Source organism: Variovorax sp. 05L425, assembly GCF_056397705.1.
The window spans coordinates 71,097-93,784 of the sequence record NZ_JBFTNY010000022.1 but is presented as its reverse complement, the minus strand read 5'-3'; the positions used below and the strand labels follow the sequence as shown (position 1 = coordinate 93,784).

Below are 22,688 nucleotides of genomic sequence, written 5' to 3'. Positions count from 1 at the left end.
CCGCCGTCGACGTAAAGGATGTGGCCGTTGACGAAGCGCGACGCATCGCTCGCGAGGAACACCGCCGCGCCGACGAGGTCCTCCACGTCGCCCCAGCGCCGGGACGGCGTGCGGCCGATGAGCCAGGCGCTGAAGTCCGCATTCTTGACAGCATCGCACTGTGCCTGAACCGGCTGCAACGCATCTGCTCCGACTCAGTTCGGGCAGCGCGCCTCGAGCGCGTCGATGAACGAACGATCCCAGCGACCTTCCTTCATGGCCCGGATCGTCTCGGCTTCGGTCTCCAGATGCGCAAGCGCCTTCTCGATCAGAAGCTCCGCCTCGTCCGGCGGGAACGCCATCAGGCCGTCCTGGTCGCCGACCACGATGTCGCCGGGATTGACCACCATGCCGCCCACGGAAATCGGCACGTTGATCTCTCCGGGGCCGTCCTTGTAGGGGCCGCGATGGGTGACGCCGCGCGCGTAGACCGGAAACTCGCGGGCGCGGATCTCGGCCACGTCGCGAATCGCTCCGTCGACCACGACGCCCAGGACACCGATGTGGGCGGCGTAGAAGGACAGGATGCCGCCGACCACGGCGTTGTTGAGGATGCCGCCGGCATCGATCACCAGCACATCGCCGGGACGGCAGAACTCGAGGGCGCGAAGGTAGGTCAGGTTGTCGCCACCGCGAGAGCGCGCCGTGACGGCCGTGCCTGCCATGGTCTGGGTCACAGGACGGTGATAGGGGGTGAGACCCGTGGTGCCGATGCTCCGGTGCATGTTGTCGCTCAGCGCCGCGACGGGTATCTCGCGCAGTGCGGCGAGGATCTTCGGATCGACCTGCGTGGCCGAGGGGTTCTTGCGGATGGCTTTGTAGGGCATGGTGGTTGTTCTTCCTTGAATGGCCGGCAGTGGTTCGCGTGTTCAGCGCAACTCGGCGACGGCACGGGCGATTCGCGAGCAGCCTTCTTCCAGGATGTCGATGGACGTGGCGATGGACAGGCGGAAGTAGGGCGAGAGGCCGTAGGCCGTGCCGGCGACCGTAGCGACGCCGGCGCTTTCAAGCAGGTACATGACGACGTCGCCGTCTTCGCTCAACCGCTTGCCGGCGGGTGTCGTCTTGCCGATCAGCCCGGTGCAGTTGATGTACAGATAGAAGGCGCCCGGCGGCGTGGCGCAACTCAGGCCGGGAATCGCGTTGATGAGCGCGAGCGTGCGGTCGCGGCGCTGCTTGTAGACCGCCACGCTCTCGCCCACAAAGCTCTGGTCGCCATTGAGCGCTGCCGCTGCGGCGGCCTGGCTGATGGAGCAGCAGTTGCCGGTGGACTGCGACAACAGCGTGTCCATTGCCGTGATCAGGTCCTTCGGCCCTGCCGCGTAGCCGATGCGCCAGCCGGTCATCGCGTAGGTCTTCGAGACGCCGTTGATGACCAGTGCGCGATCGCGCAGGCCGGGCTCGACCGCGACGATGTGCGGCGTCGACTCGCCGTCGAAGCGAATGTGTTCGTAGATGTCATCGGTCATCACCATGACGTGCGGATGCCGCAGCAGCACATCGGCGATCGCGCGATATTCGGCAGCCGTGTAGCTCGCACCTGTGGGATTGCTCGGCGAATTGATCAGCAGCCAGCGTGTGCGGGGCGTGATGGCCGCCTCCAGTTGTGCCGGCGTCAGCTTGAAGCCGTTGGCCTCCGGACAAGCGACGACCACCGGCGCGCCTTCGCAGGCCAGCACCATGTCCGGATACGACACCCAGTAAGGGGCCGGGATGATGACTTCGTCGCCCGGCTCCAGCGTGATCGCGAAGGCGTTGTAGATCGCGCTCTTGGCACCGCTGGTGGCGATGATCTCGGTCATTTCATAGGTCAGGCCGTTCTCGCGCTCCAGCTTCGCGACGATGGCCTGCCGCAGCTCGACCGTTCCGGCCATCAGGGTGTAGCGCGTGGCGCCCTTGTCCATTGCATCGGCGGCGGCGCGCCGGATGTGCAGCGGCGTGTCGAAGTCGGGTTCGCCCACCACCAGGTTGACGATGGATTTGCCCTGGCGGCGAAGTTCGTTGGCCCGGTCTGCGGCGGAGGTGCTGGGCGATGGCTTGATGCGCCGGACGCGGGCGGCGATGCGGGAGGTGTTCACTGATCTTCCTTGGGGTGGGGAATGCACTGGGCGTAACGGTACGCAGATCCCCGCGGCTCGGCCAAGACAAGATCGCTCTGGTTCGATAGGCTCAGCTTATGGTGGGGCCCGATAGGCACCCTGGTGGGCCGGTGCTAGGCTTGGCTTTTGCTTGGGGACAGCGCGTGAACCTGCGACGCCTCAAATACTTCGTGAAGATCGTGGACATCGGCAGCCTGACGCAGGCCGCGGAGGTCCTGTTCATTGCCCAGCCTGCCTTGAGCCAGCAACTCGCGACGCTCGAAGGCGAGGTGCGGCAGCAGCTGCTCGTGCGGACCAAGCGCGGCGTCACGCCGACGGAGGCGGGCAAGGTGCTCTACCGCCATGCGCAGATCATCCTGCGGCAGTGCGAGCAGGCACGTGTCGACATGGAAGCGGCCGGCGAGGGTCTGTCGGGGCAGGTGTCGGTGGGCCTCGCGCCCGGCACCGCCGCCTCGGCGCTGTCGCTGCCCTTGCTTCGAACCGTGCGTGCCCGGCATCCAGGCATCCTGCTCTACCTGAACGAGAACTACGGCACCACGCTCAGCGAACTCATCATGAACGGGCGCATGGATCTGGCCGTGCTCTATGGCGACAAGGCGATTCACGGCCTGACCTTCCTGCCGCTGCTCAAGGAACCCCTGTATCTCGTCGGCCCGGCCACCACGCCGGCACCCGCGACGCCGGTGCGACTGGCCGACCTGCGCGACATGGAACTGATGCTGCCGCGACCCTACAACGTCGTGCGCAAGCTGGTCGATGCGGCCTTCGTGCGCGCTGGCATGGTGCCGCACGTGGTCGCCGAGATCGAGTCGGCCTTCACGCTCACCGCCGCGATCGCGGATGGACTGGGCGCGAGCATCCTCCCCGCTTCCATGGCGCGCGAGGTCGTGGCGGCCTGCGGTGCCTGGCAGTTCCAGATCGTCGAGCCGGTGATCGAGGCGCCGCTGGCCCTGTGCCAGTCCGACCATCTGCCGCTTTCCGAGCCGGCGCAGGCGGTCAAGGACATCCTGCTGGAGCTGGTGGTCGACCTCGCCAGCACGGTGGTGTCGACGCCGGAACCCGAGCTCACCGCCTTGTCATAAGCGGGCCTTATCCCGGCACAGCCAATCCGTCTTTGGCTTTGGGCCGGCGGCCCGTTACCTTTCATGCCAGTCGTCACGCGTTCGCGGAATGCGGCGGCCAACAAGGATTTCTGTCTCGAAGACGGACCCCGGCATGAACCAGGAACAGATCAAGACGCTCATCGACGCGCTGGCAGGCTCGGAGCTGTCCGAGCTCGAATACAGCGAAAACGGCTCCACGCTGAGGCTGGTGAAGCAGTCGGCGCTGACAGGCATGCCGCGCCGGCCGACGCAGGCGCCAGTCCGCGAGGCGCTCCCTTCCGTCGAAGAGATCGATGAACCCGCCGTGCAGGCGAGCGCGTCGACCGAATGCCTCGCCCCGCTGTACGGCGTGGTCCATCTGCAATCGACCCCGGGCGATCCGCCTTACGTGCAGCCGGGCCAGTCGATCAAGGCGGGCCAGACGCTGTGCGTGATCGAGGCGATGAAAGTGTTCAACGAAGTGCGCGCCGAGCGCGACACCACCGTGCTCGCAGTCCTGGTCGGGTCGGGCGAAGAAGTCGAAGCCGGCCAGCCGTTGTTCCGCTTCGCTCAAGAAGGGTGATGCGCATGTTCGATACCGTGCTGATTGCCAATCGGGGAGAGATCGCACTGCGCATCCAGCGCGCGTGCCGTGGTCTCGGACTCAAGACCGTCGTGGTGCACTCAGAGGCCGATCGCGATGCGCGCTACGTGTCGCAGGCCGACCAGGCCCTTTGCATCGGACCCGCGGCACCGGGGCAGAGCTACCTGAACCAGTCCGCGATCCTGTTCGCGGCCGAAGTGAGTGGTGCGCAGGCCATCCATCCCGGCTACGGCTTCTTGTCGGAGAACGCGGGCTTTGCGGAGTGCGTCGAGCAGGCCGGCCTCCGCTTCATCGGCCCCAGCGCGGCCTGCATTCGCACCATGGGCGACAAGGTCGCCGCCAAGCGCGCGATGCGCAACGCCGGCGTGCCCTGCGTGCCCGGGCCAGACGGCGGGTTGCCGGAGGAACCCGAGGCGATCCAGGCCCTGGCGCGCGAAGTCGGCTATCCGGTGATCGTCAAGGCTGCCGGAGGCGGCGGCGGGCGCGGCATGCGTGTGGTGCAAGAGGAGGCGTCGCTGCTCGATGCGATGGCATTGACCCGCGAAGAAGCGCGCCGCGCCTTCGGAAACCCCGAGGTCTACATCGAGAAGTTCCTGCTGCACCCGCGCCATGTCGAGATCCAGGTGCTGGCCGACAGCCACGGCCATGCCGTGTGGCTCGGCAGCCGCGACTGTTCGCTCCAGCGCCGTCACCAGAAGGTGATCGAGGAGGCACCGGCGCCGGGCATCGACGAGGCGCTGATCGCCGAGGTCGGCGAACGCTGCGCGGCCGCGTGCCGGCAGATCGGCTATTGCGGCGTCGGCACCTTCGAATTCCTCTACGAGCGGGGCGCGTTCTATTTCATCGAGATGAACACGCGCCTGCAGGTGGAGCATCCCGTGACCGAGATGACCACCGGCATCGACATCGTGCAGCACCAGATCCGGGTGGCACGCGGCGATCGGTTGGCGCTGACGCAGGCTGACGTCCGTTGCCAGGGCCATGCCATCGAGTGCCGCATCAACGCGGAGGATCCCGAGACCTTTGCGCCTTCGCCCGGCCGAATCACCGGTTGGCAGGTGCCTGGCGGCTTCGGCGTGCGTGTGGATTCCCATGCCAACGCAGGCTATCGCGTGCCGCCGTACTACGACTCGATGATCGCCAAGCTCATCGTTCACGGTGGCACGCGCGACGACGCGCTCGATCGCATGCGCCTGGCCCTTGCCGAAATGCAGGTCGAAGGCATTTCGACGAACGTGCCGCTGCATCGCGACATCCTGCGCGACGAAGGCTTTGCCGCCGGTGGCGTGGACATTCACCATCTCGAACGCTGGCTTCAGCAAAGGAGCGCGGCATGAGTTCGCCGGCGACCATTTCCAAGGCGTCCAAGGCCAAGGCGCGCGCAGACGGCAAAGCCCCTGTGGCTGCGCCAGCCGCATCCATCAGCCTGCTGGGCACCACCGCGCTGCTGTTCGAGGCGCCCGGCGAACTGGCGCTCGCCTCGCAGCAGCGCATCTGGGCGCTGGCCCGCGAGACACAGGCGTGGCCCGAAGTGCGCGAGGCCGTGCCGGGCATGAACAACCTCATGCTGACCTTCATGCGACCGCCGCGCGATGCGCAGGCACTCGAAGCACTGGAGGCGCGCCTGCAGACGGCCTGGGATTCGGCGATTGCGTTGCCCCTCCAAGGCCGCGTGGTCGAGCTTCCCGTGATCTATGGCGGCGAAGGGGGACCTCACATGGCGGACGTCGTGTCGCATACCGGGCTGAGCGTGGAGGAGATCGTCGAGTTGCACAGCGCGCCGACCTATGCGGTGTATGCGCTGGGCAGCCATCCCGGCTACTGCTACCTGGGCGGCATGGACCCGCGCATCGCCACGCCGCGCCGCAGGGTGCCTGTGCTGAGCATCCCGGGTGGCGCGGTCTCCATCGGCGGCGCGCAGACCGGCGTGTCGGCCTCCGCGGGCCCCAGCGGCTGGAACACCATCGGGAGCACATCGATGTCCTTCTTCGATCCGACGCAAGACCCGCCCGCCGCGCTTCAGCCAGGCGACATGATCCGTTTCCGGGTCGAGGGGATCGTCCGATGATCGAAGTCCTTTCGTCCGCCGCGCTCGCCACCGTTCAGGACCTCGGGCGCCAGGGCAGCCTGCGCTGGGGCGTCGGCACTTCCGGCGCCATGGACAACCTGGCGCTGGCCGCCGGCAATCTGATGCTGGGCAACGACGCCAACGCAGCCGGCATCGAGGTGCCTGTTTTTCCGTTCAAGGTGCGCTTCGGTGAAGACTGTGCTTTTGCGTTGACCGGCGCCGATTGCGCGGCGCGCCTGGACGAGCAAGCGCTGATGCCCTGGTGGGTTCATCAAGCACGCGCAGGCCAGGTGCTCACGCTGGGCCTGCCACGAGGCGGCGCGCAGCGGGGCAGCCGCGCCATGCTCTGCGTGGCCGGTGGCATCGACGTGCCGGAAATCCTGGGCTCGCGCAGCACCCAGATGCGCGGCGCCTTTGGCGGGCACGAAGGCCGCGCGCTGAAGCGTGGAGACGTCCTGCGCGCTGTGGGCGCGGGGCAGCCGTGCCGGACGGACTTCGGTCTCGTTCCGCCCGCCCTGACGCTGCCTCTGGACATCGACGGCGTGACGGCGGTGCGCGTGATTCCCGCTGCCGAATACATGGGCTTCGAGGAAGCCTCCCGCGCCGCCTTCTGGGCGTGCGAGTGGAAGATCACCGCCCAGAGCGATCGCTACGGCTATCGGCTGGCGGGGGAAACCCTTCGGCCCGTCGCACCGATGGAAATCCGGTCGCACGGCATCGTGCCGGGCGTGATCCAGGTCCCGCACAGCGGACAGCCCATCATCCAGATGCGCGATGCGCAACCCTCGGGCGGCTACCCCAAGTTCGGCACGGTGATCGAGGCCGATCTGTGGCGGCTCGGCCAGGCGCCGATCGGGAGCCGCTTCCGCTTCGTCGAAGCCACCTGGGCCGAGGCCGTCGGCGCGTTGGACGAGACCGAGGCCTGGCTCGACAAAGTGCGCCGGGTGGTGGACCTGCATCGCAGTTCGCCGCGAAAGCACTGACATGCCGACGCCGGAACAACTGCGCCAGATGGCCGAATGGCTCGCCGGGACCGACATCGGCCTGCTCGAACTGCGAACCCCGCACGGCATGGTGCGGCTGGGCCGCAATGGGTCGCCGGCGGGTGAGGTGGTGCAACTGAACGAACCAGCGCCCACCGTCGTGACCGCATCGAGCGTCGGGGCGTTCCTGCACGCGCATCCGCTGCACGAGGCGCCTGTTGTACGTCCTGGCGAACGCGTGACCGCGGGACAGGACCTGGGCCTTCTGCAGATCGGCCCGCTGCTCCTGCCGGTCGACGCGCCGGTCGCGGGCCGGGTGAGCCTCGTGCACGTGGAAACCGGCCGCGCCGTCGGCTATGGCACCGCACTCTTTGACCTGCGCGCCGATTGAATCGAGAAGGACATCGCAATGGACATCGATCTGAACGCCGATCTGGGCGAGGGCTTCGGCCCCTGGCGCATGGGGGAAGACGAGGCGCTGCTGGAAATCGTCTCCTCCGCGAACGTGGCTTGCGGGTTCCACGCCGGCGACCCGGTGATCATGGATCGCACGGTCCGCATGGCGGGCGCCCGGGGCGTCGATGTCGGTGCCCATGTGGGGTTTCCCGATCTGCTGGGTTTCGGGCGCCGCCCGATGCAGATCGACACGGCGGAGCTCGCCACCTACGTGACCTACCAGCTCGGCGCGCTCGCCGGCATGGCGCGATCCGCCGGGCATCGCATGACGCACATGAGCTTTCACGGGGCCCTGGGCAACATGGCCGCTGCCGATGCAGCGCTTGCGGGGCCGTTGGTGCGTGCCGTGGCGGACTTCGATCCCGCCCTCATCATCAGCTCATCCGCGAGCCGCGCCATCGAGGAAGCGGCGGAGCGATGCGGCCTGCGCGTGGCCATCACCTTCCTGGCCGATCGTGCCTGCGACGACGACGGCCTGCTGGTGCCGCGCAAGCTGCCCGACTCTGTGATCCACGATCGCGACGCGGTGCTGGCGCGCGTTCGCCAGTTGCTCGACGACGGCACTGTCACCAGCTACAGCGGCAAGCGGATCCCGATGAAGGTCCGCTCGATCCTGCTGCACGGCGACACGCCCGGCGCCGTGGCACTGGCGCGCGCGGTGCGCGACGTGGTCGAGGCGGGCGGCCGCGTGGTGCCGATCTCCCGGCAGTTGACGCAGTGATTCGCGACATAAGGACGGCTTATCTCTCCACAGACATTCCGTCTTGGCGCTGGTTCTCGGTGCTGGATACAGTGAATTTCCTTTAACGAAAGACGCAAAGATGCCGTTTTCTGACTACAAGACCGCGCTGGTGACGGGCGCCTCATCGGGCATCGGGGCCGCGGTCGTCGAGCGCCTGTGCAAGGAAGGCCTGCAAGTCCACGCACTCGCGCGCAGCGCCGACAAGCTGGGTGAACTGGCCGAGCGCACGGGCTGCATTGCGCACGCCATCGACGTGGGCGACCTCGACGGCATCACGCGCCTGGCGCAGGAGGTCTCTTTCGACGTGCTCGTCAACAACGCGGGTGTCGACCGGCCCGGGTCGATCCTCGAGGCGGACGCCGAAGGCATCGACCTGCTGGTCGACGTGAACCTGCGCGCCGTGCTGCACCTGTGCAGGCTCGTCGTGCCGGGCATGGCAACGCGTGACCGGGGCCACGTGGTCAACATCAGTTCGATCGCCGCGGCCTACAACTTCAACGGCAACAGCACCTATCACGCGACGAAGGCCGCAGTGAGCATGCTGTCGCGCCAGCTTCGCATCGACCTCTTCGGCAAGCGCGTGCGGGTCACGGAAATCTGCCCCGGACGTGTCGCCACGGACATCTTTGCCCATGTGCACGGTGACTCCGAGGAAACGCGCAAGCGCTTCGTCGAAGGCTTCGAACTCCCGCAGGCCGAGGACATCGCGAACGCCATCGCCTTCGCCATTGCCGCGCCGATCGCGGTGAACGTCGGCCACATGGAAATCACGCCGACCCTGCAGGTTCCCGGTGGGCTGTCCACCGCCCGGCCGCAAGCGCCGCAGGCCTGAGCTTCGCGGCCGCGCGATCGCCACACCCCAGTAACACCACGACGAGGAACGGAGCATGAAAGACTTCGACCTGATGGCGATCCTGCTCAAGCCGGAGTTCGGCGCCATGCTGCTGCACGGCGTGGAAATGACGCTGAAGATCGCGGCCGGATCATGGCTCCTGGCCATGGCGATCGCGATCTTGCTGCTCGTCGTACGGCTGTCGACCAGCCGCATCGCCGAGCGCGTGGTCGCGGCCTATGTCTCGTACCACCGCAACGTGCCGACGCTGGTGCAGCTGATGTTCTGGTACTTCGGCATCTTCAGCGTACTGCCCGATGCGCTGCAGACCTGGCTGTCCGAGCACAACGCGGAGGCGCTCATCTCCATCGTGGCGCTGGGCTTGTGCCAGGCGGCGTATTTCAGCGAGGACATGCGCTCGGGCCTGCGCTCGATTCCCAGCGGGCAGGCCGAGGCCGCGCGGGCGCTGGGCCATGGCTACATCGGATCGATGCGCTATGTCATCTTGCCGCAGGCGATCCGGAACGCGATCCCGGCGCTGGTCAATCACACGGTGTCGCTCTTCAAGAACAGCAGTCTGGCCATGGCCATCGGCGTGGCCGAGCTGACCCACGCGGTCAAGGAAATCGAAAGCCAGAGCTTTCGCGCCTTCGAGGCCTACAGCGTGGCCACCGTGCTCTACCTGGTGCTGTCGCTGGTCATCATGGCCGTCGGCGCGTGGGTGGCGCGGCACTACCGCATCGCGGAAGCGAGGTAAGCCATGTACAGCGTCTTCGAGATCCTGCGCGACAACTGGCTGCTGCTGCTCGTCGGCCAGTATCCGAGCGGTCCGCTGGGCGGCATCTGCGCGACGCTGATCCTCTCGGTGCTGGGGATCACGCTGGCCTTCCCGCTGTCCGTGCTCCTGGCGCTGGCTCGCCTGTCGCCGTGGCGGCTGCTGAGCTGGCCGGCCGCGGTGCTCGTCTACGTGGTGCGCGGCATTCCGCTGCTGATGGTGATCCTGTGGGTCTACTTCCTCGTGCCCGTCCTCATCGGGCGCGAGGTCTCGGGGTTCATGACCATGCTGTGCACGCTGGTGATCTACGAGGGGGCCTACTTGTCGGAGGTCGTTCGCGCCGGCATCCAGGCCTTGCCCAAGGGGCAGGTCGAGGCGGCGCGCGCGCTCGGCCACAGCCATCTCGGAACGATGTGGTACGTGATCCTGCCGCAGGCCCTCTACAACATGCTGCCGAGCATGCTGAGCCAGTTCATCTCCACGATCAAGGAAACGACGCTCGGCTACGTGATCAACGTGCAGGAACTCACTTTTGCCGCGAACCAGATCAACAACCAGTTGCTGACCAAGCCGTTCCAGGTGTTCTTCATCCTCGCGATGACGTTCTACGTGGTGTGCTTCAGCCTGACCCAGCTGGCGCAGTGGGTGGAACGCCGAATCGCCCACAAGCGACGCGGCGTCTCGCCGGGCAAGGCCGCCGACAGCCAGACATCGCTGCCGTCCCCGGTGGCAGCCAATCCCTGAGGCCGCGCACGACGGCACCCCTGACCCAGGAGACAGACCCATGAAGACCGCAACCGGCCCAGGCAGCCCGCAAGTGGCAGCCGAGGACACCCCCATGATTCTGTTTTCCAGGATCAACAAGTGGTACGGCGACTACCAGGCGCTCACCGACGTCAATGCCGAGGTGAAGAAGGGCGAGGTCGTGGTCGTCTGCGGGCCCTCGGGTTCGGGCAAATCGACCCTGATCCGCACTGTCAACCGTCTCGAGGAAATCAAGTCGGGCCAGTTGCTCTTCGACGGGCACGACATCCACGCGCCGATGCGCGGCGTCGCGCTGAACCGGTTGCGCAGCCGCATCGGCTTCGTGTTCCAGAGCTTCAACCTGTTCCCGCACCTCTCGGTGCTGGAGAACATCATGCTTTCGCCGATGCGCGTGCTGGGCGTCAAGCGCGCGGCAGCGCGTGACAAGGCGATGCAACTGCTCGAGCGCGTGGGCCTCGCCAACAAGGCCGGCGCTTATCCCGCGCAGTTGTCGGGCGGCCAGCAGCAGCGCGTGGCCATTGCGCGCGCACTGGCCATGGAGCCGCCCGCCATGCTGTTCGATGAGCCCACCAGCGCACTCGACCCGGAAATGGTGGGCGAGGTGCTGTCGGTCATGCGAAGCCTCGCCCACGAGGGCATGACCATGATGTGCGTCACGCACGAAATGAACTTCGCCCGCGAGGTCGCGGATCGCGTCTGGTTCATGGACGCCGGCCAGATCCTGGAGAAGGCAGAGCCGGAGGCCTTCTTCCGCAGCCCGCAGCATCCGCGCGCGAAGCGCTTCCTGTCCGACCTGCGCGCGCACTGATTCCATCCTTCGTTTCAATCACCATCACCTGGAGCTCATCATGTCGAAGAAGACTGCGATCCGCATGGCCGCCATCGGCTGTGGCCTGTCCGCGCTGGCTGTATTGGCGCACGCGGATCAATGGGACGAAATCAGCCAGCGCAAGGAGCTGAAGTGCGGCACCTTTGCCGACGTGCCGCCCTTTGCGGCGCCTGATCCCAAGACGCGCGAGATGGTGGGCTTCGACGTCGATCTCTGCAATGCCCTGGCCAAACAGCTCGGCCTCAGCGCGAAGATCACGCCGCTGTCGGTGGAAGCACGCGTGCCCGAGGTCAAGCTCGGCCGCGTCGATGTCACCGTGGCCAACCTGGCCTACACCAAGAGCCGCGGCGAGCAGATCCAGTTCAGCGACCCGTACTACATTGCCAAGGAAATGCTCGCGGTCAAGGCCTCCGACCCCGCCACGACCAAGGCCGAGTTCAAGGGCAAGCGTCTCAGTTCCACGAAGGGCTCGACTTCCGAGTTGTCGATCAAGATGAACGGCTCCGAACCTGTGACCTTCCAGGACACCGGGTCGGCCTTCATGGCCGTGCAACAGAACAAGTCGGTCGGCATGGTGGCGAACACGATGACCATCACCAAGCTGGTCAACCAATCGAAGACTTCCGGCGTCGAACTCAAGATGATCAAGGAGCCGATGGTGTTCCAGCCGATCGGCGTCGGCATGAAGAAGGACGAGCCGGTGCTCCTGGCCAAGGTCAACGCCGCGCTCTACGCGCTCGACAAGAGCGGCGAGATCGACAAGTTATGGGCCAAGTGGCTGGGGCCGAATACCGAATACAAGCTCACGCGCGATGAAAAGGTCACCCCGCTCGCGGACCTGAAGTTCGAACTGCTCCCGTAGGTCGCCTGAACGTCTAGGGCGGCCTGTCCAGGCGGCTACGTAGGCCACGTACGTAGGCATGCGACGCAGAAAAGGCGGATGGGGCTCGATCGACATGAGGAGCGAATTCCTTGATGATGGTCACCGGCGCAACCGACCACGTACGTGCAGGTACGTGGTGGCCCGGCTGGATTTGCCGAACAGCCGCTTTCACAATGAATTCAACGCACCCCCGCGGATGAAGTGAACGACGCACGGCAAGACCCCAGGGTCTTGAAGAATCTTCATGGCGTTGGGATGCTTCAATCCATTGACCAAAGGAAATCGCAATGAGCAAACTACTCGCAGCCCTGATTGCCGGCCTGTTCGCGGCGGGTGCCTATGCGCAGAACCCGCCGGGCGTGTCGTCGCAGGAAGAAGCGGTCACCACCAACAGCAAACCTCAGCAAAAGGCCCAGGCCAAGGCCAATGCGCGCCCGCAGGACAAGGTGAAGAAGGTCGGCGGCGATGAGTTGAAGTCGGGCGAGAACGACGCCATCGGCACCGGCAAGTCCGCGGCGGCCGGAGAGGCAAAGATCGATAAGCGGGACGCGAAGCATCCCAACAGGAAGCAAGCGCCCCAGGGCGGCACGCCCGACATGCCAGGCGCCAAGTAAGCCTGAAGAAAGCCGCTTCTGGCCTCTGCAATGCACCGACGGCGTAACGGGCCGGTCGGAAGGAGATGTCCGTGAAAAGCCGATTTCAGATCCTTGCCAAGGCGGTGCTGCTTGCCGCGAGCCTGACGTTCGTCGTCGGGGCGAATGCACAGGCAGCGCCTGCCAAGGCCTCCGCGTCCAAGAGCAAGGCGGCCAAGCCTGCGCCGGAGCTGGAAGCCAAGGTGATGGACTTGCTGCGCGGGATGAGCAACGCCCTCACGGCATCTTCATCGATGGCGTTCACTGCCATCGCGACTTATGAAAGCCCCACCAGCATCGGCCCGCCCCTGGCCTACACCACAGTCTCCGAAGTCCTGGTGCAACGGCCGAACAAGCTGCGCGTGATCACGAGCGGCGACGGCAAGGCTTCGGAGTACTACTACGACGGAAAGACCTTCACCGCCTTCGCACCGTCGGAGAACCTCGTTGCCGTGGCGCCCGCACCGACCACCCTCGATGCCATGCTGGAAGCGGCATTCAAGGATGCGGCGATCTACTTCCCCTTCGCCGATGTGCTGGGTGCCGATCCCTTCAAGAACATCACCGAGGGCCTGACCAAGGCCTTCTACGTCGGCCCATCGACGGCGGTTGGCGGAACGACGACCGACGTGATTGCGGTGGCCAGCGACGAGATATTCATGCAGATATGGATCGGCGCCGATGACAAGCTGCCACGCAGGTTGCGTGCGACATATCGAGGCGATCCGTTGCTGCTGCGCCACCAGGTGGATCTGTCGAACTGGAAGCTCGATCCCGTCATCGCCGCGGAGGCCTTCGCGTCGGTCAATGCGGCCAATGCGAGGAGGATCCCGTTCGCCGCACCGTCGCCGCCCGCGACTGCCGCGAAGGCGGCCAAGTCAAAGAGCGGCAAGGCAAGCTCGGCCCCGTGAAGCAAATGGAAGGACCCTCGAAATGAAACCGATGAAAGCCATCCTTCCCTTGCTCGCCGCGGCGCTTCTGACCACGGGATTCCATACATCCGCATCGGCGTGGGCGCGTGCGAATGGGTGGGGCGGCCACACGGTGGGCGGAATGGGCGGGTTCACCCACGACAACGCGTTCGGCGGCAGCACCACGCACAGTTGGTACGGCGGAACCAGTCACACCAATCGCTACGGCGGAACCACCACCGGCGCCTACGGCTATGGGGCAGTGCACACCACTGCCGGCGGCTTCACGACCTACCATCCACCGGCCTATGGGTATGGCGGCTATGCGCCGTACGTCCGGCCCGTGGCCGTTCCGTACTATCACCCGGGCTGCTACTACAGTTGCGGCGCTGCTGTCGCCGCAGGCGCCGCCGCCGGACTGGCGGTGGGCGCGGTGGCGGGCGCGGCGATGGCGAATGCGACCGCGATTCCCGCCTACCCGTTGGGCACCCACTTCTCCACGCTGCCGACAGGTGCGGTCTATGTGGACCGCGGGGGCGTCACCTACTACCAGGTCGGCAACGCCTGGTTCAGGCCCGCCTTTGGCGCCAACGGCGTGTACTACAACGTCGTGCCGGCGCCTTGAACGAGCGCGACCGTCGCCGACCGTACGCCTGAGTCAACATGGGGGATTCCTACGACGCGCGGGCCAAGGCGTTCGCCATCTCCGGCGCTGCCGCCTTGTTCGCCAGCCTGCCAGTGCATGCGGAGATGAGCGCCGAAGAGCTCGCGAAGCTTGCGCAGAACCCGGTCGGCAACCTCGTCAGCGTGCCGTTCCAGAACAACACCAACCTGAACTTCGGGCCGGAAAAAGGGACGCAGAACATCCTCAACATCCAGCCGGTGATTCCCATCTCGATCAACAAGGACTGGAACATCATCACCCGCACGATATTGCCGGTCATCTCGATGCCCTCGCTGGGCCCCGGCATCGGCAGTCTCAACGGCGTCGGCGATGTGGTGATGACCGCCTTTCTCTCGCCGGCCAATCCCGGCCAATGGATCTGGGGCGCGGGTCCGGTGGTGCAGATTCCCACCAACAGCAATTCGGAGCTGGGGAACAACAACTGGGGCCTGGGTCCGTCGGCGGTGGTGCTGCACCTCGACCACGGCGATCCGTGGGTCTACGGCGCGCTGTTCAACAACATCTGGTCGGTGAGCAGCAGCGGAAAGGGTGGTTCGTACAACAACTTCCTGCTGCAGCCCTTCATCAACTACAACTTTCCTGGGGGTCTCTACCTCACCACGGCCCCGATCATCACCGCCGACTGGAATGCCACCGGCAGCCAGCGCTGGACCGTGCCGGTCGGTGGCGGCATCGGCAAGATCTTCCACCTGGGCAAGCTGCCGGTGAACACACAGCTGTCTGCCTACTACAACGTGGTCAAGCCGGACAACGGCGCCAATTGGCAGATCCGGGTGCAGGCGCAGTTCATGTTCCCGAAGTGATCGGGGGCAGGAGCGGCTGCGCGCCGCTCCTGGCCTTGTCCAGCGCTTCAGCCCTTTCTCTGCACCGCAGTGGCGAGGGCTTGCGTGATGGTCATCTTCATCTGGTCGCCGACCTTGACGCCATTGAGCATGGACGGGTCCTTCACCTTCACTTCCGTGAAGTGACCGAACGGACCCCGAACCATCACGGTGCCCTTGGCCTGGTCGACCGCCCAGATGTTCGACACCATCGTCGTCTGCTTCATCGCGGCCCCTCCGGGAAGCTGTCCGACCGCGGAACGGTCGGCGGCAACCGTCTGCGTGGCCATGCGGATCCCGTCACCTTTCTGGAAGTCGAGCGCCACCGACTGGATGTAGGTGACGTCCACCATGTCGCCGACCTTGACCTGGCCCAGGTTCCTGACCCGTTGGTCGACCACGACCGCGAATTCATTTCCCTCGGGTCCCTTGATGGTCACGATCCGGTTCTTCTGGTCGATCGCCGTCACCTGCGCGGAGACGGTGACTTCCTTCATCATGTCGCGGACATCCAGCACATGGGGCTTGTCGGAAGGCGTGTTCTTCTGCGCCATCGCAGGCGCGGTGAAAGCCATGGCCGAAGCCAGTACGAGCATTGCGCAGTGGGTTGTTTTCATTTCACGTTTTCCTTTCACTTTCGGGAAGTTCGGGTAGACGGAATGCGTTCGCCACATGGGACGTCGACAAGAACCGGCATCGCGAGCAGTGATCGCTTGCACTCCGGTCGATGATTCTCGCCATTGCCGCGCTGCGCGCCATCCCGACTGCCACGCATGACCACGTACGTGACGGCCCGATGCGCTCAACCGACCGTGACGCGCGACTCGAACAGGTAGCCGGCCAGGGCCTGCTCGACGGCCGGCACCGACATGCGCGCAGCCGCGGGCAGGGTCACGCTGACCGTCATCCCGCGGCGGCCGCCTTCGCTCGCCTGCACCTGCGCATCGGGCAGGCCGTGCTGTTCGCACAGCAGGCGCGCGACCAGGCGCGCCGCCGCGTCGCAGCGCAACTGCGGCTTGTAGATCTTTCCGACCGAGGTGAGCGGGATGGCGTCCACGACGTGAATCTGCTTCGGCCAAGCCGGGCGCTCGCCGATGGTGCGCTCGGCGTGCTGGCGCAGTTCCTCCTCGGTGACGCTCGCACCAGGGCGAAGCGCCACGTAGCACACCGGCAACTCGCCGGCGTAGGCATCGGGAATTCCGACCGCGGCCGCCAGCAGCACCGCGGGGTGCGACGCCATCGCGTTCTCGATCATCTGTGGATCGATGTTGTGACCACTGCGAATGATCAGATCTTTTGCGCGGCCAGCGATGTGGATGCGGCCTTCCTCATCCGTGTAGCCCAGGTCGCCACTGTTGAGCACACCGCCTTCGAAGACACCCGCATCGTGCGCCGGATCGCGATAGCCCGGCGAGACATGGGGTCCCGAGACGGTGATCACGCCGACCTCGCCGGTATCGCAAGCAGGACCCAGCGCACCGCTGGCCTCCAGCCGCCGCACGACGACGCGGGTATAGGGCAGCGCCCAGCCGACCGAGCCGATGCCGCCGCTGCCGGCCACCGCGTCGATGGCGATCAGGCCCGAGGCTTCGGTCATGCCGTAGACCTCGAACAGGCCGCGGCCGGTGACTTGCCTGAAGCGCTCGCCCACCGCAGCCGGCAGCGACGCGGCACCGCAGAAGCCGGCGCGCACGGTGTGGAGGTCGACACCGGCCAACGGCACGTCCAGCACGGCGCCGACCGAGGTGGGCACTGCGCCCACCAGCGTGGCGCCGTACTGGGCTGACAGGCGCCAGTAGCCCTGCACCATGGCCGGATTGCGCAGCCCGCCCGGCGACATGATCAGCAAGCCCATGCCGGCCATGAAGGCGCTCAGGGCGCAGAAGATGGTGCCGCCGACGTGAAACAGCGGCAGTGTGGCCGTGAGCGTGTCGCTCGGTCGCATGTCGCCCAGCATGGCCCCGCCCAGCGCGGCCACCAACTGGCCGCGGTGCGTGTGCGCGACCAGCTTGGGCGCGCCCGTGGTGCCGCCGGTGTGGAAGTAGGCTGCCACGTCGCCATCGCGACCCGGTTCGCCGAACACCAGCCGGTCGTCGGGTTGCGCCTTGAGCGCCGTGTGGAAGTCGATCACGCCTTCTTCAGCCGGCGTGCCGGGCGGTGCCACGCGCACCAGGATCAGCCCCGGAACCTCGTCGCGCAAGGCCAGCGCCTTCTGCCAGATGTCCAGCACCGGATGCGGGCCCAGCGCCACCAGCACGCGAGCGCCGGAGGCCTTGAGCAAGCCGGCAATGTGCGCGGGTTGCAGAAGGAAGTTGATCGGCACCGCGTAGCCCGCGGTCTCGGCGCCCCACAGCGTTGCGTGGGTCTCGACCAGGCTCGGCAGCATGTAGGCGACGCCGGGGCGCGGGCCCGCCAGCGTCGAGAACAGGTTGGCGGCGCGCCGGATCAGGCCCAGCAGCTCGCGGTAGCTGACACGGCGGGCCTGCTCGTCGGGCGTGCCCGTCATCAGCATCGTGAGTGCAGTGCGGTCCGGCTGGCGCGCGGCGGCGGCGATGAAGACGTCCAGGACGCTGCGCTCGGGCAGGCGCTCGTCGAGCGTCATCTCCGTCTCGACGCGCGCCATGTCGTCCAGGTTGCGAATTCCGATCTCGGGCAGGAGCGCCATGACAAGTTCCCTCGGCGGATGAAAGGCGGGGGACATTACCGCGTTCCGCGCAACGCCAACAACGGGGTCTTTCCCGCCCCTGGACGGATCGAAGGGTTGCGTCCCCGCCTGTTTCCGTGGAGGCTGTCGGCACCACATCGAGGAACCCGCGAATGACTGACACAACGACCTTGCCGCCCCAGGGCTTGCGGCCCACGCAGGAACAGATGCTGCGCCACCTGCGCCGCTCGAACGAAGTGGCGCGCCGCGCCGTCGCCCTGGGCCACCACCCCTTCGGCGCCGTTCTGGTCGGCCCCGATCAGGAGACCGTGCTGCTGGAGCAATGCAACATCGACACCGTCAATCACGCGGAGTCGACCCTCGCGCGCGTGGCCGCGACCAACTTCACGCCCGAGTTCCTTTGGGGTTGCACGCTCTACACCGCGGTCGAGCCCTGCTGCATGTGCGCCGGCACTGCCTATTGGGCCAACATCGGACGCGTGGTGTTCGGCATGACCGAGGCCCAGTTGCTCGCGGAGACCGGCAGCCATGCGGAGAACCCGACCATGAGCGTGTCATCGCGCTACGTCTTCGACCATTGCCAGAAGCCGGTGGAACTGATCGGGCCGGTGGCCGAGATCGCACCGGAAACCATCGCGATGCAGCGGGATTTCTGGGCGAAGCGCTGAGAGCAGGACTGGGCAAGTTGCACCGGCGCATCCACAATAGGTATGGGCCGGCAGTGGAGTCTCGACATGGAATTCTTCGCTTCGCTCTTTCGCCGCGAACACGGCAACGATGCACCGAGCGATCCGCGTCGGATCGAGATGGTGCAGCGCGTGCTCCGGCTGAGCCCGCGCTTGCGCATCGCGCCGCGCTACTGGGCCCGGCTCGAAGCTTCCGTGGGCGAGGGGATCGACTACGTTCGCGGTCTGGTGGCCACGCTTCCCGAGGCGCGGGAAGCCAGCGCGGCATCCTGGGCCGGTGATCCCTGCATCCGCGCTTTCTTCGGCGCGCCTGAAGAACTCTCGCGGCTGGTCAATCGGACACCCGAAATGCGGGCCTTGTTCGACAACGAACCTTTGCTGCAGTCCGTATTTGCCGTGCTGGGCGCGTCATGCACCGAGCAGACGACCGTAACGCTCAGTGATCACAAGCTCAGGATCTGCGCGGCCACGCCCGCCGCGCTGACGGACGAGATTCTCCGGAACATGGTCGACCAGTTGCTGCTGGAGACGCTGGCACACATTGCCTCCGACACATCGCGCCGCGGCGTTCTCGAACGGGAGCGTGTGCTGCTGGCGACGCGCCTGCGTTTGCTCGAGCGCGAGGGCATCGGAATGTCCGCGGTGATCGGCGGCGACGTCGCCGACGCGTCCGAGACTGCGCGACTTCGCGAGCAGCTGAAGCAGAACGACAGCGAGCTCGACAGCCTGGGTGCCCGCGAGGAACTGCTTGAACATGAACTCGACGCCGTCTGCGAAGTCTTCGCCGATCCCTTGCCGTGGCTGCACGTCACGCCGCGGCGGCTGTGGCTCGGCCCGGCACGCGTTCTGACCGCGGACGCGTCGGACGGGGAAGCGGTGGATCTGCACGTGGCGCGTGTTCCGGGTGTGCCTCCGCAGATGCGTGCGTTCACGCTTGTGCGGCTTCCGCGCGCGCATCTCGACGCGCGGGCCTGATCAACGGACTTCGGTCGCCACCGCGTCGCGGATCTTCTGTAGCAGCCAGGCCATGGCCAGGTCGGCCTCGAAGCGCTTGTGCCATGACAAGTAGAGCGGCGAGGGCGCGAATGGCAGCGGCGGTTCGTGCATGCTGAGATTGAACAGATTCGCGAACATCGGGCCCATGCGGCTCGGCAGGTTGCAGATGTAGCCGGTGCGCTGCGCGATGACCGGCATCACGATGAAGTTCTGCACGACGGCGCCGATCTGACGACGCAGGCCTTGCTGGATCAGTGTCTGGTCGACGATGCTTCCGCGCCGGTCGAGCGTGCGAATGACGATGTGCGGCCGCTTCAGGTAGAGGTCGAGCGGAAAGCGGCGCTTGCCGAGCTTCTCCCGCTTCCAGATCAGCGTGACCAGGTTGATTTCAGCGGCGATCTCGTTGCGCACGCCAGCGGCCTTGATGGGTTGTCCGTTCAGCACCACGTCGACGTCGCCTGACTCCAGAAGTTGCTGCGCGAGCTCGCCCTCCGGCACCGGAACCAGCTTGACGAGGATGCCGGGTGCTTCGCGTGCGATCTCCTCGATCAGCTGCGGCGCGATCGAGAACTCCACCAGATCGCCAGCACCGATCTTGAACTCGCGCTGCGCAAGGGAGGGGACGAACGGGACGCCTTTCTGGATCGCCTGGCCGATCTGCGCAAGCGCTTCCTTGACCGGGGTCACCAGCGCCTCCGCACGCGCCGTCGGCACAAGTCCTTCCTTGGTCGACACGAACAGGTCATCCCCCAGCGCATCGCGCAGTCGGCGCAGCGCATGGCTCACCGCCGGCTGGCTCAACGCCAGCTTGTCGCTCGCCCGCGTGACGCTGCGCGTCTCCCAGAGCTTGAGAAACACCGCCAGCAGGTTGAGGTCGAAGTTATCGATATTCGGCTTGTGCATACGACAAATCAGAAGAGTTCATTTTACTTATGACCCTCGCGGAGATGAAATCGAGTCCTCGAAGACATCCAGCCATTCAGCAAGGAGACATAGATGACAAAGAAAGCCCGACTCTCGATGGGTTGGTTCTGCCCCACGCTCGGCGACACGAGCGCGTTCGCGGATCCCGCACAGAGTATTCCCCAGTCGCTCGAACATTTTGAGCGCGTATCCCTGGCAGCTGAGGCCGCAGGCTTCGACTACATGCTGGTGCCAGTCACGCCCCTGTGCTGGGACGCCTGGGTCACGGCTTCCTTCATGCTGGCGCGCACGAAGCGGCTGAAGGCGCTGGTGGCTATCAAGCCGGGCTACTTCCACCCGGTAGCGCACGCCAAAATGGTGTCGGCCATGGACCAGCTCTCGGGCGGCCGCGTCTACCTGAACCTGATCGCAGGCCTCAGCGAGAAGGATGCTGTTGCAGAAGGTGGCTTCGCCTCGAAGGTACTGCGCTACGAGCAACTCGAGGAGGAAGTGCGCCTCATGAAGCGCCTGTGGACCGAGGAAGGCGTGAAGTTCGACGGCAAGCACTACCGCGTCGACGGCCCGAAGATCGTGCCCCATGTGGTGCAGCGGCCGCATCCGCCCTTCTTCCTGGGCGGCGGCTCCGAGCAGGCGGCCGAGATCTCTGCGCAACACTCGGCGGTGCACCTCTTCTGGGGCGACTACCCGGAAAAGATCGGCGAGGAAATCAAGACGATGCGCCAGCGCGCCGCCAAGTACGGCCGCGAGCACGAGATCCAGTTCTCGATGCGCCTGCAGGTCATCGTGCGCGAGACCGAGGAAGAAGCCTGGGCAGCGGCCGATCGCCTGATCGAAGGCGCGGATACGCCCGCTGCGAAGGCCTTCGTGAAGCACCTGGAAAGCTCCGCCAGCTCGGCGGCCAACAACCGCCAGCGCGAGTTGTCCAAGACGGTGGGCCGAAAGATGACCCCGCACCTGTGGACCGGCATCACCGAGGTGCGTCCCGGCGCCGGCGTCGCGGTGGTGGGCAACCCGCAGCAGGTGGCGGCGCAGCTGCGCGAATTCATCGAGGTGGGCTGCACCGGCTTCTGCCTCTCGGGTTACCCCCATCACGAAGAGGCCGAGCGCTTCGGCCGCATGGTCATGCCGCTGCTCATGAACTAGCGCGCCGGATCGCCCCACACCAAAACAGGAGACAAGACATGACTGCAACGATCGACAAGGCCCAGTTCCGCAAGGCACTCGGCGCATTCACCACCGGCGTCACCGTCGTGACCACGCGCGGCGCCGACGGCAAGGACTATGGCCTGACGGCCAACAGCTTCAACTCGGTGTCGATGGACCCGCCGATGGTGCTGTGGAGTCTGGGCAAGACATCCTCGAGCATCCAGGCCTTCACCGGCTCGGAGCACTTTGCGGTGCACATCCTGTCGGCCGACCAGGAGGCGGTGTCCAACCGCTTCGCCAAGAGCGGCGCGGACAAGTTCGCCGGCATCAAGGCGGCGCGGGGGCACGGGGAGGTGCCGCTGCTGGACGGCTGCTCGGCCCGCTTCGAGTGTCGCGTCGCCTACCAGTACGACGGCGGTGACCACGTGATCTTCGTGGGCGAGGTGCTCAACTTCGACACCTTCGCTCAACCACCCTTGATCTTCCACGGAGGGAACTACGGTTTGCTACTCAAGAAAGCCGACGAAACGGACATCAGCGCCACCTTCGGCGGCGACTGGCTTGGCAACCTGCTGGGGCGTGCCTACTACCAGCTGCTTATGCCTATCAAGGCCAACCTGAAGGACAAGGAACTTCGCGACATCCACTACAACATCCTGAGCGTGCTGAGCATGGGCGATGGCCGCAGCTGCGAGGAGATCGCGCGCCTGGTGGCGATCTCCGGCGACCACGTCGACACGGCCCACGTGCTGGCGCTGGCCGAGCGCGGCCTGGTGCGTCTCGAGCAGGGCGACGGCGGTGCGCAACTCGTGCACTTCACCCCCGAAGGCCGTGCCTACGCGATGGAGCTGCTGGCCTGCTGCAAGGCGGCCGAAGGCGACGCCGAGCGCGAACTCGACTACCGCGAGGCGCAGGTGCTGAAGCTGCTGCTCAAGCGCGTCATCCGTTCCACCGCGAACGGCCTGCCCGAGCACTGGCGCAAGGAGAACTTCTGGCGCGAGAACAACATCTGGCGCGAGGAAGCCCAGGCCGCCCAGGCCTGAGCGGCAAGCAAGAACAACGATA

At 66.1% G+C, this 22,688-nt stretch carries 25 protein-coding genes and 1 pseudogene; 20 read left to right on the top strand and 6 right to left on the bottom strand.

Features of this window, described 5'->3' with window-relative positions; genetic code table 11:
• From AC1DN9_RS23105 to AC1DN9_RS23095, 3 genes and pseudogenes are all read right to left on the bottom strand, one after another.
• A pseudogene (locus AC1DN9_RS23105) lies at window positions 1–134 on the bottom strand (SDR family oxidoreductase); the annotation flags it as partial.
• 60 nt (window positions 135–194) lie between these two features.
• Entirely contained in the window at window positions 195–866 is a 672-nt protein-coding gene (locus tag AC1DN9_RS23100; protein WP_478103975.1) for an RraA family protein, read from the bottom strand.
• A gap of 42 nt (window positions 867–908) precedes the next feature.
• Window positions 909–2,117 carry an aspartate transaminase gene (locus AC1DN9_RS23095; RefSeq protein WP_478103974.1) on the bottom strand — a complete coding sequence of 403 codons (1,209 nt, stop codon included), beginning with the start codon at window positions 2,115–2,117 and terminating at the stop codon, window positions 909–911.
• A gap of 164 nt (window positions 2,118–2,281) precedes the next feature.
• Between AC1DN9_RS23095 and nac the strand changes: the two genes are divergently transcribed.
• From nac to AC1DN9_RS23015, 16 genes are all read left to right on the top strand, one after another.
• Entirely contained in the window at window positions 2,282–3,220 is a 939-nt protein-coding gene (gene nac / locus AC1DN9_RS23090) for a nitrogen assimilation transcriptional regulator NAC (RefSeq protein WP_478103972.1), read from the top strand.
• A gap of 133 nt (window positions 3,221–3,353) precedes the next feature.
• Window positions 3,354–3,803: an acetyl-CoA carboxylase biotin carboxyl carrier protein gene (locus AC1DN9_RS23085; RefSeq protein WP_478103971.1), complete on the top strand. Its 450-nt coding sequence runs from the start codon at window positions 3,354–3,356 to the stop codon at window positions 3,801–3,803.
• Window positions 3,804–3,808: 5 nt separating this feature from the next.
• A complete protein-coding gene (gene accC, locus AC1DN9_RS23080; RefSeq protein ID WP_478103980.1) occupies window positions 3,809–5,161 on the top strand; it encodes an acetyl-CoA carboxylase biotin carboxylase subunit in 1,353 nt (450 codons plus the stop codon).
• Window positions 5,158–5,892, top strand: coding sequence for a 5-oxoprolinase subunit PxpB (gene pxpB, locus AC1DN9_RS23075; RefSeq protein ID WP_478103969.1), 735 nt, complete (start codon window positions 5,158–5,160; stop codon window positions 5,890–5,892). Before accC ends, pxpB begins: the two co-directional genes overlap by 4 nt.
• Window positions 5,889–6,875 (top strand): 5-oxoprolinase subunit C family protein, encoded by a 987-nt coding sequence (locus AC1DN9_RS23070; RefSeq protein ID WP_478103968.1) that lies wholly within the window; start codon window positions 5,889–5,891, stop codon window positions 6,873–6,875. The genes pxpB and AC1DN9_RS23070 overlap by 4 nt, the downstream gene beginning before the upstream one ends.
• 1 nt (window position 6,876) lies before the next feature.
• Entirely contained in the window at window positions 6,877–7,266 is a 390-nt protein-coding gene (locus AC1DN9_RS23065; protein WP_478103967.1) for an acetyl-CoA carboxylase biotin carboxyl carrier protein, read from the top strand.
• A gap of 18 nt (window positions 7,267–7,284) precedes the next feature.
• A complete protein-coding gene (locus AC1DN9_RS23060) occupies window positions 7,285–8,052 on the top strand; it encodes a LamB/YcsF family protein (RefSeq protein ID WP_478103965.1) in 768 nt (255 codons plus the stop codon).
• Window positions 8,053–8,152: 100 nt separating this feature from the next.
• Window positions 8,153–8,905 carry an SDR family oxidoreductase gene (locus tag AC1DN9_RS23055; protein WP_478103964.1) on the top strand — a complete coding sequence of 251 codons (753 nt, stop codon included), beginning with the start codon at window positions 8,153–8,155 and terminating at the stop codon, window positions 8,903–8,905.
• A gap of 55 nt (window positions 8,906–8,960) precedes the next feature.
• Window positions 8,961–9,662, top strand: coding sequence for an amino acid ABC transporter permease (locus tag AC1DN9_RS23050; protein ID WP_478103963.1), 702 nt, complete (start codon window positions 8,961–8,963; stop codon window positions 9,660–9,662).
• A 3-nt stretch (window positions 9,663–9,665) separates the two neighbouring features.
• Entirely contained in the window at window positions 9,666–10,424 is a 759-nt protein-coding gene (locus AC1DN9_RS23045) for an amino acid ABC transporter permease (RefSeq protein ID WP_478103962.1), read from the top strand.
• Between the two features lie 94 nt (window positions 10,425–10,518).
• Window positions 10,519–11,253 carry an amino acid ABC transporter ATP-binding protein gene (locus AC1DN9_RS23040; protein WP_478103979.1) on the top strand — a complete coding sequence of 245 codons (735 nt, stop codon included), beginning with the start codon at window positions 10,519–10,521 and terminating at the stop codon, window positions 11,251–11,253.
• 64 nt (window positions 11,254–11,317) lie between these two features.
• Window positions 11,318–12,136, top strand: coding sequence for an ABC transporter substrate-binding protein (locus AC1DN9_RS23035; RefSeq protein WP_478103977.1), 819 nt, complete (start codon window positions 11,318–11,320; stop codon window positions 12,134–12,136).
• Window positions 12,137–12,444: 308 nt separating this feature from the next.
• Complete coding sequence (locus AC1DN9_RS23030; RefSeq protein WP_478103960.1) at window positions 12,445–12,771, top strand: cell envelope biogenesis protein TolA; 327 nt, start codon at window positions 12,445–12,447, stop codon at window positions 12,769–12,771.
• A 71-nt stretch (window positions 12,772–12,842) separates the two neighbouring features.
• Window positions 12,843–13,700, top strand: a complete 858-nt coding sequence (locus AC1DN9_RS23025) for a DUF2092 domain-containing protein (protein ID WP_478103959.1) — start codon at window positions 12,843–12,845, stop codon at window positions 13,698–13,700.
• Window positions 13,701–13,722: 22 nt separating this feature from the next.
• Window positions 13,723–14,325 carry a hypothetical protein gene (locus tag AC1DN9_RS23020; protein WP_478103957.1) on the top strand — a complete coding sequence of 201 codons (603 nt, stop codon included), beginning with the start codon at window positions 13,723–13,725 and terminating at the stop codon, window positions 14,323–14,325.
• 38 nt (window positions 14,326–14,363) lie between these two features.
• Window positions 14,364–15,188, top strand: coding sequence for a transporter (locus tag AC1DN9_RS23015; RefSeq protein WP_478103956.1), 825 nt, complete (start codon window positions 14,364–14,366; stop codon window positions 15,186–15,188).
• Between the two features lie 47 nt (window positions 15,189–15,235).
• Here AC1DN9_RS23015 and AC1DN9_RS23010 read toward each other — a convergent pair whose 3' ends face one another.
• Together AC1DN9_RS23010 and AC1DN9_RS23005 are read right to left on the bottom strand one after the other, a co-directional pair.
• The gene (locus tag AC1DN9_RS23010; RefSeq protein WP_478103955.1) at window positions 15,236–15,823 is read right to left on the bottom strand and encodes a hypothetical protein; all 588 of its coding nucleotides are present in this window, start codon (window positions 15,821–15,823) and stop codon (window positions 15,236–15,238) included.
• Window positions 15,824–16,008: 185 nt separating this feature from the next.
• Window positions 16,009–17,871 carry an AMP-binding protein gene (locus tag AC1DN9_RS23005; RefSeq protein WP_478103954.1) on the bottom strand — a complete coding sequence of 621 codons (1,863 nt, stop codon included), beginning with the start codon at window positions 17,869–17,871 and terminating at the stop codon, window positions 16,009–16,011.
• Window positions 17,872–18,023: 152 nt separating this feature from the next.
• On the opposite strand from AC1DN9_RS23005, the gene AC1DN9_RS23000 reads away from it, so the two are divergent.
• Window positions 18,024–18,539 carry a nucleoside deaminase gene (locus AC1DN9_RS23000; protein WP_478103952.1) on the top strand — a complete coding sequence of 172 codons (516 nt, stop codon included), beginning with the start codon at window positions 18,024–18,026 and terminating at the stop codon, window positions 18,537–18,539.
• A 66-nt stretch (window positions 18,540–18,605) separates the two neighbouring features.
• On the top strand, window positions 18,606–19,532 hold the full coding sequence (locus AC1DN9_RS22995) for a hypothetical protein (RefSeq protein WP_478103951.1): 927 nt from the start codon (window positions 18,606–18,608) through the stop codon (window positions 19,530–19,532).
• Here AC1DN9_RS22995 and AC1DN9_RS22990 read toward each other — a convergent pair whose 3' ends face one another.
• Window positions 19,533–20,456, bottom strand: a complete 924-nt coding sequence (locus tag AC1DN9_RS22990) for a LysR family transcriptional regulator (protein ID WP_478103950.1) — start codon at window positions 20,454–20,456, stop codon at window positions 19,533–19,535. It lies immediately after the preceding gene.
• A gap of 93 nt (window positions 20,457–20,549) precedes the next feature.
• Between AC1DN9_RS22990 and AC1DN9_RS22985 the strand changes: the two genes are divergently transcribed.
• Together AC1DN9_RS22985 and AC1DN9_RS22980 are read left to right on the top strand one after the other, a co-directional pair.
• Window positions 20,550–21,620 carry an LLM class flavin-dependent oxidoreductase gene (locus AC1DN9_RS22985; protein ID WP_478103948.1) on the top strand — a complete coding sequence of 357 codons (1,071 nt, stop codon included), beginning with the start codon at window positions 20,550–20,552 and terminating at the stop codon, window positions 21,618–21,620.
• A gap of 38 nt (window positions 21,621–21,658) precedes the next feature.
• Window positions 21,659–22,666: a flavin reductase gene (locus AC1DN9_RS22980; RefSeq protein ID WP_478103947.1), complete on the top strand. Its 1,008-nt coding sequence runs from the start codon at window positions 21,659–21,661 to the stop codon at window positions 22,664–22,666.
• Window positions 22,667–22,688 lie beyond the last annotated feature (22 nt).

What these genes read in the sequence shown, in the direction of transcription:
- AC1DN9_RS23060 (WP_478103965.1), top strand. Translation starts at nt 7,285, where the DNA reads ATGGACATCGATCTGAACGCCGATCTGGGCGAGGGCTTCGGCCCCTGG.
- AC1DN9_RS23040 (WP_478103979.1), top strand. Translation starts at nt 10,519, where the DNA reads ATGATTCTGTTTTCCAGGATCAACAAGTGGTACGGCGACTACCAGGCG.
- AC1DN9_RS23045 (WP_478103962.1), top strand. Translation starts at nt 9,666, where the DNA reads ATGTACAGCGTCTTCGAGATCCTGCGCGACAACTGGCTGCTGCTGCTC.
- AC1DN9_RS23010 (WP_478103955.1), bottom strand. Translation starts at nt 15,823, where the DNA reads ATGAAAACAACCCACTGCGCAATGCTCGTACTGGCTTCGGCCATGGCT.
- AC1DN9_RS23050 (WP_478103963.1), top strand. Translation starts at nt 8,961, where the DNA reads ATGAAAGACTTCGACCTGATGGCGATCCTGCTCAAGCCGGAGTTCGGC.
- AC1DN9_RS23030 (WP_478103960.1), top strand. Translation starts at nt 12,445, where the DNA reads ATGAGCAAACTACTCGCAGCCCTGATTGCCGGCCTGTTCGCGGCGGGT.
- AC1DN9_RS23065 (WP_478103967.1), top strand. Translation starts at nt 6,877, where the DNA reads ATGCCGACGCCGGAACAACTGCGCCAGATGGCCGAATGGCTCGCCGGG.
- AC1DN9_RS23100 (WP_478103975.1), bottom strand. Translation starts at nt 866, where the DNA reads ATGCCCTACAAAGCCATCCGCAAGAACCCCTCGGCCACGCAGGTCGAT.
- AC1DN9_RS22980 (WP_478103947.1), top strand. Translation starts at nt 21,659, where the DNA reads ATGACTGCAACGATCGACAAGGCCCAGTTCCGCAAGGCACTCGGCGCA.
- AC1DN9_RS23000 (WP_478103952.1), top strand. Translation starts at nt 18,024, where the DNA reads ATGACTGACACAACGACCTTGCCGCCCCAGGGCTTGCGGCCCACGCAG.
- AC1DN9_RS23005 (WP_478103954.1), bottom strand. Translation starts at nt 17,871, where the DNA reads ATGGCGCTCCTGCCCGAGATCGGAATTCGCAACCTGGACGACATGGCG.
- AC1DN9_RS23035 (WP_478103977.1), top strand. Translation starts at nt 11,318, where the DNA reads ATGGCCGCCATCGGCTGTGGCCTGTCCGCGCTGGCTGTATTGGCGCAC.
- AC1DN9_RS22985 (WP_478103948.1), top strand. Translation starts at nt 20,550, where the DNA reads ATGACAAAGAAAGCCCGACTCTCGATGGGTTGGTTCTGCCCCACGCTC.
- AC1DN9_RS23055 (WP_478103964.1), top strand. Translation starts at nt 8,153, where the DNA reads ATGCCGTTTTCTGACTACAAGACCGCGCTGGTGACGGGCGCCTCATCG.
- AC1DN9_RS23020 (WP_478103957.1), top strand. Translation starts at nt 13,723, where the DNA reads ATGAAACCGATGAAAGCCATCCTTCCCTTGCTCGCCGCGGCGCTTCTG.
- AC1DN9_RS22990 (WP_478103950.1), bottom strand. Translation starts at nt 20,456, where the DNA reads ATGCACAAGCCGAATATCGATAACTTCGACCTCAACCTGCTGGCGGTG.
- AC1DN9_RS23085 (WP_478103971.1), top strand. Translation starts at nt 3,354, where the DNA reads ATGAACCAGGAACAGATCAAGACGCTCATCGACGCGCTGGCAGGCTCG.
- pxpB (WP_478103969.1), top strand. Translation starts at nt 5,158, where the DNA reads ATGAGTTCGCCGGCGACCATTTCCAAGGCGTCCAAGGCCAAGGCGCGC.
- AC1DN9_RS23015 (WP_478103956.1), top strand. Translation starts at nt 14,364, where the DNA reads ATGGGGGATTCCTACGACGCGCGGGCCAAGGCGTTCGCCATCTCCGGC.
- AC1DN9_RS23070 (WP_478103968.1), top strand. Translation starts at nt 5,889, where the DNA reads ATGATCGAAGTCCTTTCGTCCGCCGCGCTCGCCACCGTTCAGGACCTC.
- AC1DN9_RS22995 (WP_478103951.1), top strand. Translation starts at nt 18,606, where the DNA reads ATGGAATTCTTCGCTTCGCTCTTTCGCCGCGAACACGGCAACGATGCA.
- accC (WP_478103980.1), top strand. Translation starts at nt 3,809, where the DNA reads ATGTTCGATACCGTGCTGATTGCCAATCGGGGAGAGATCGCACTGCGC.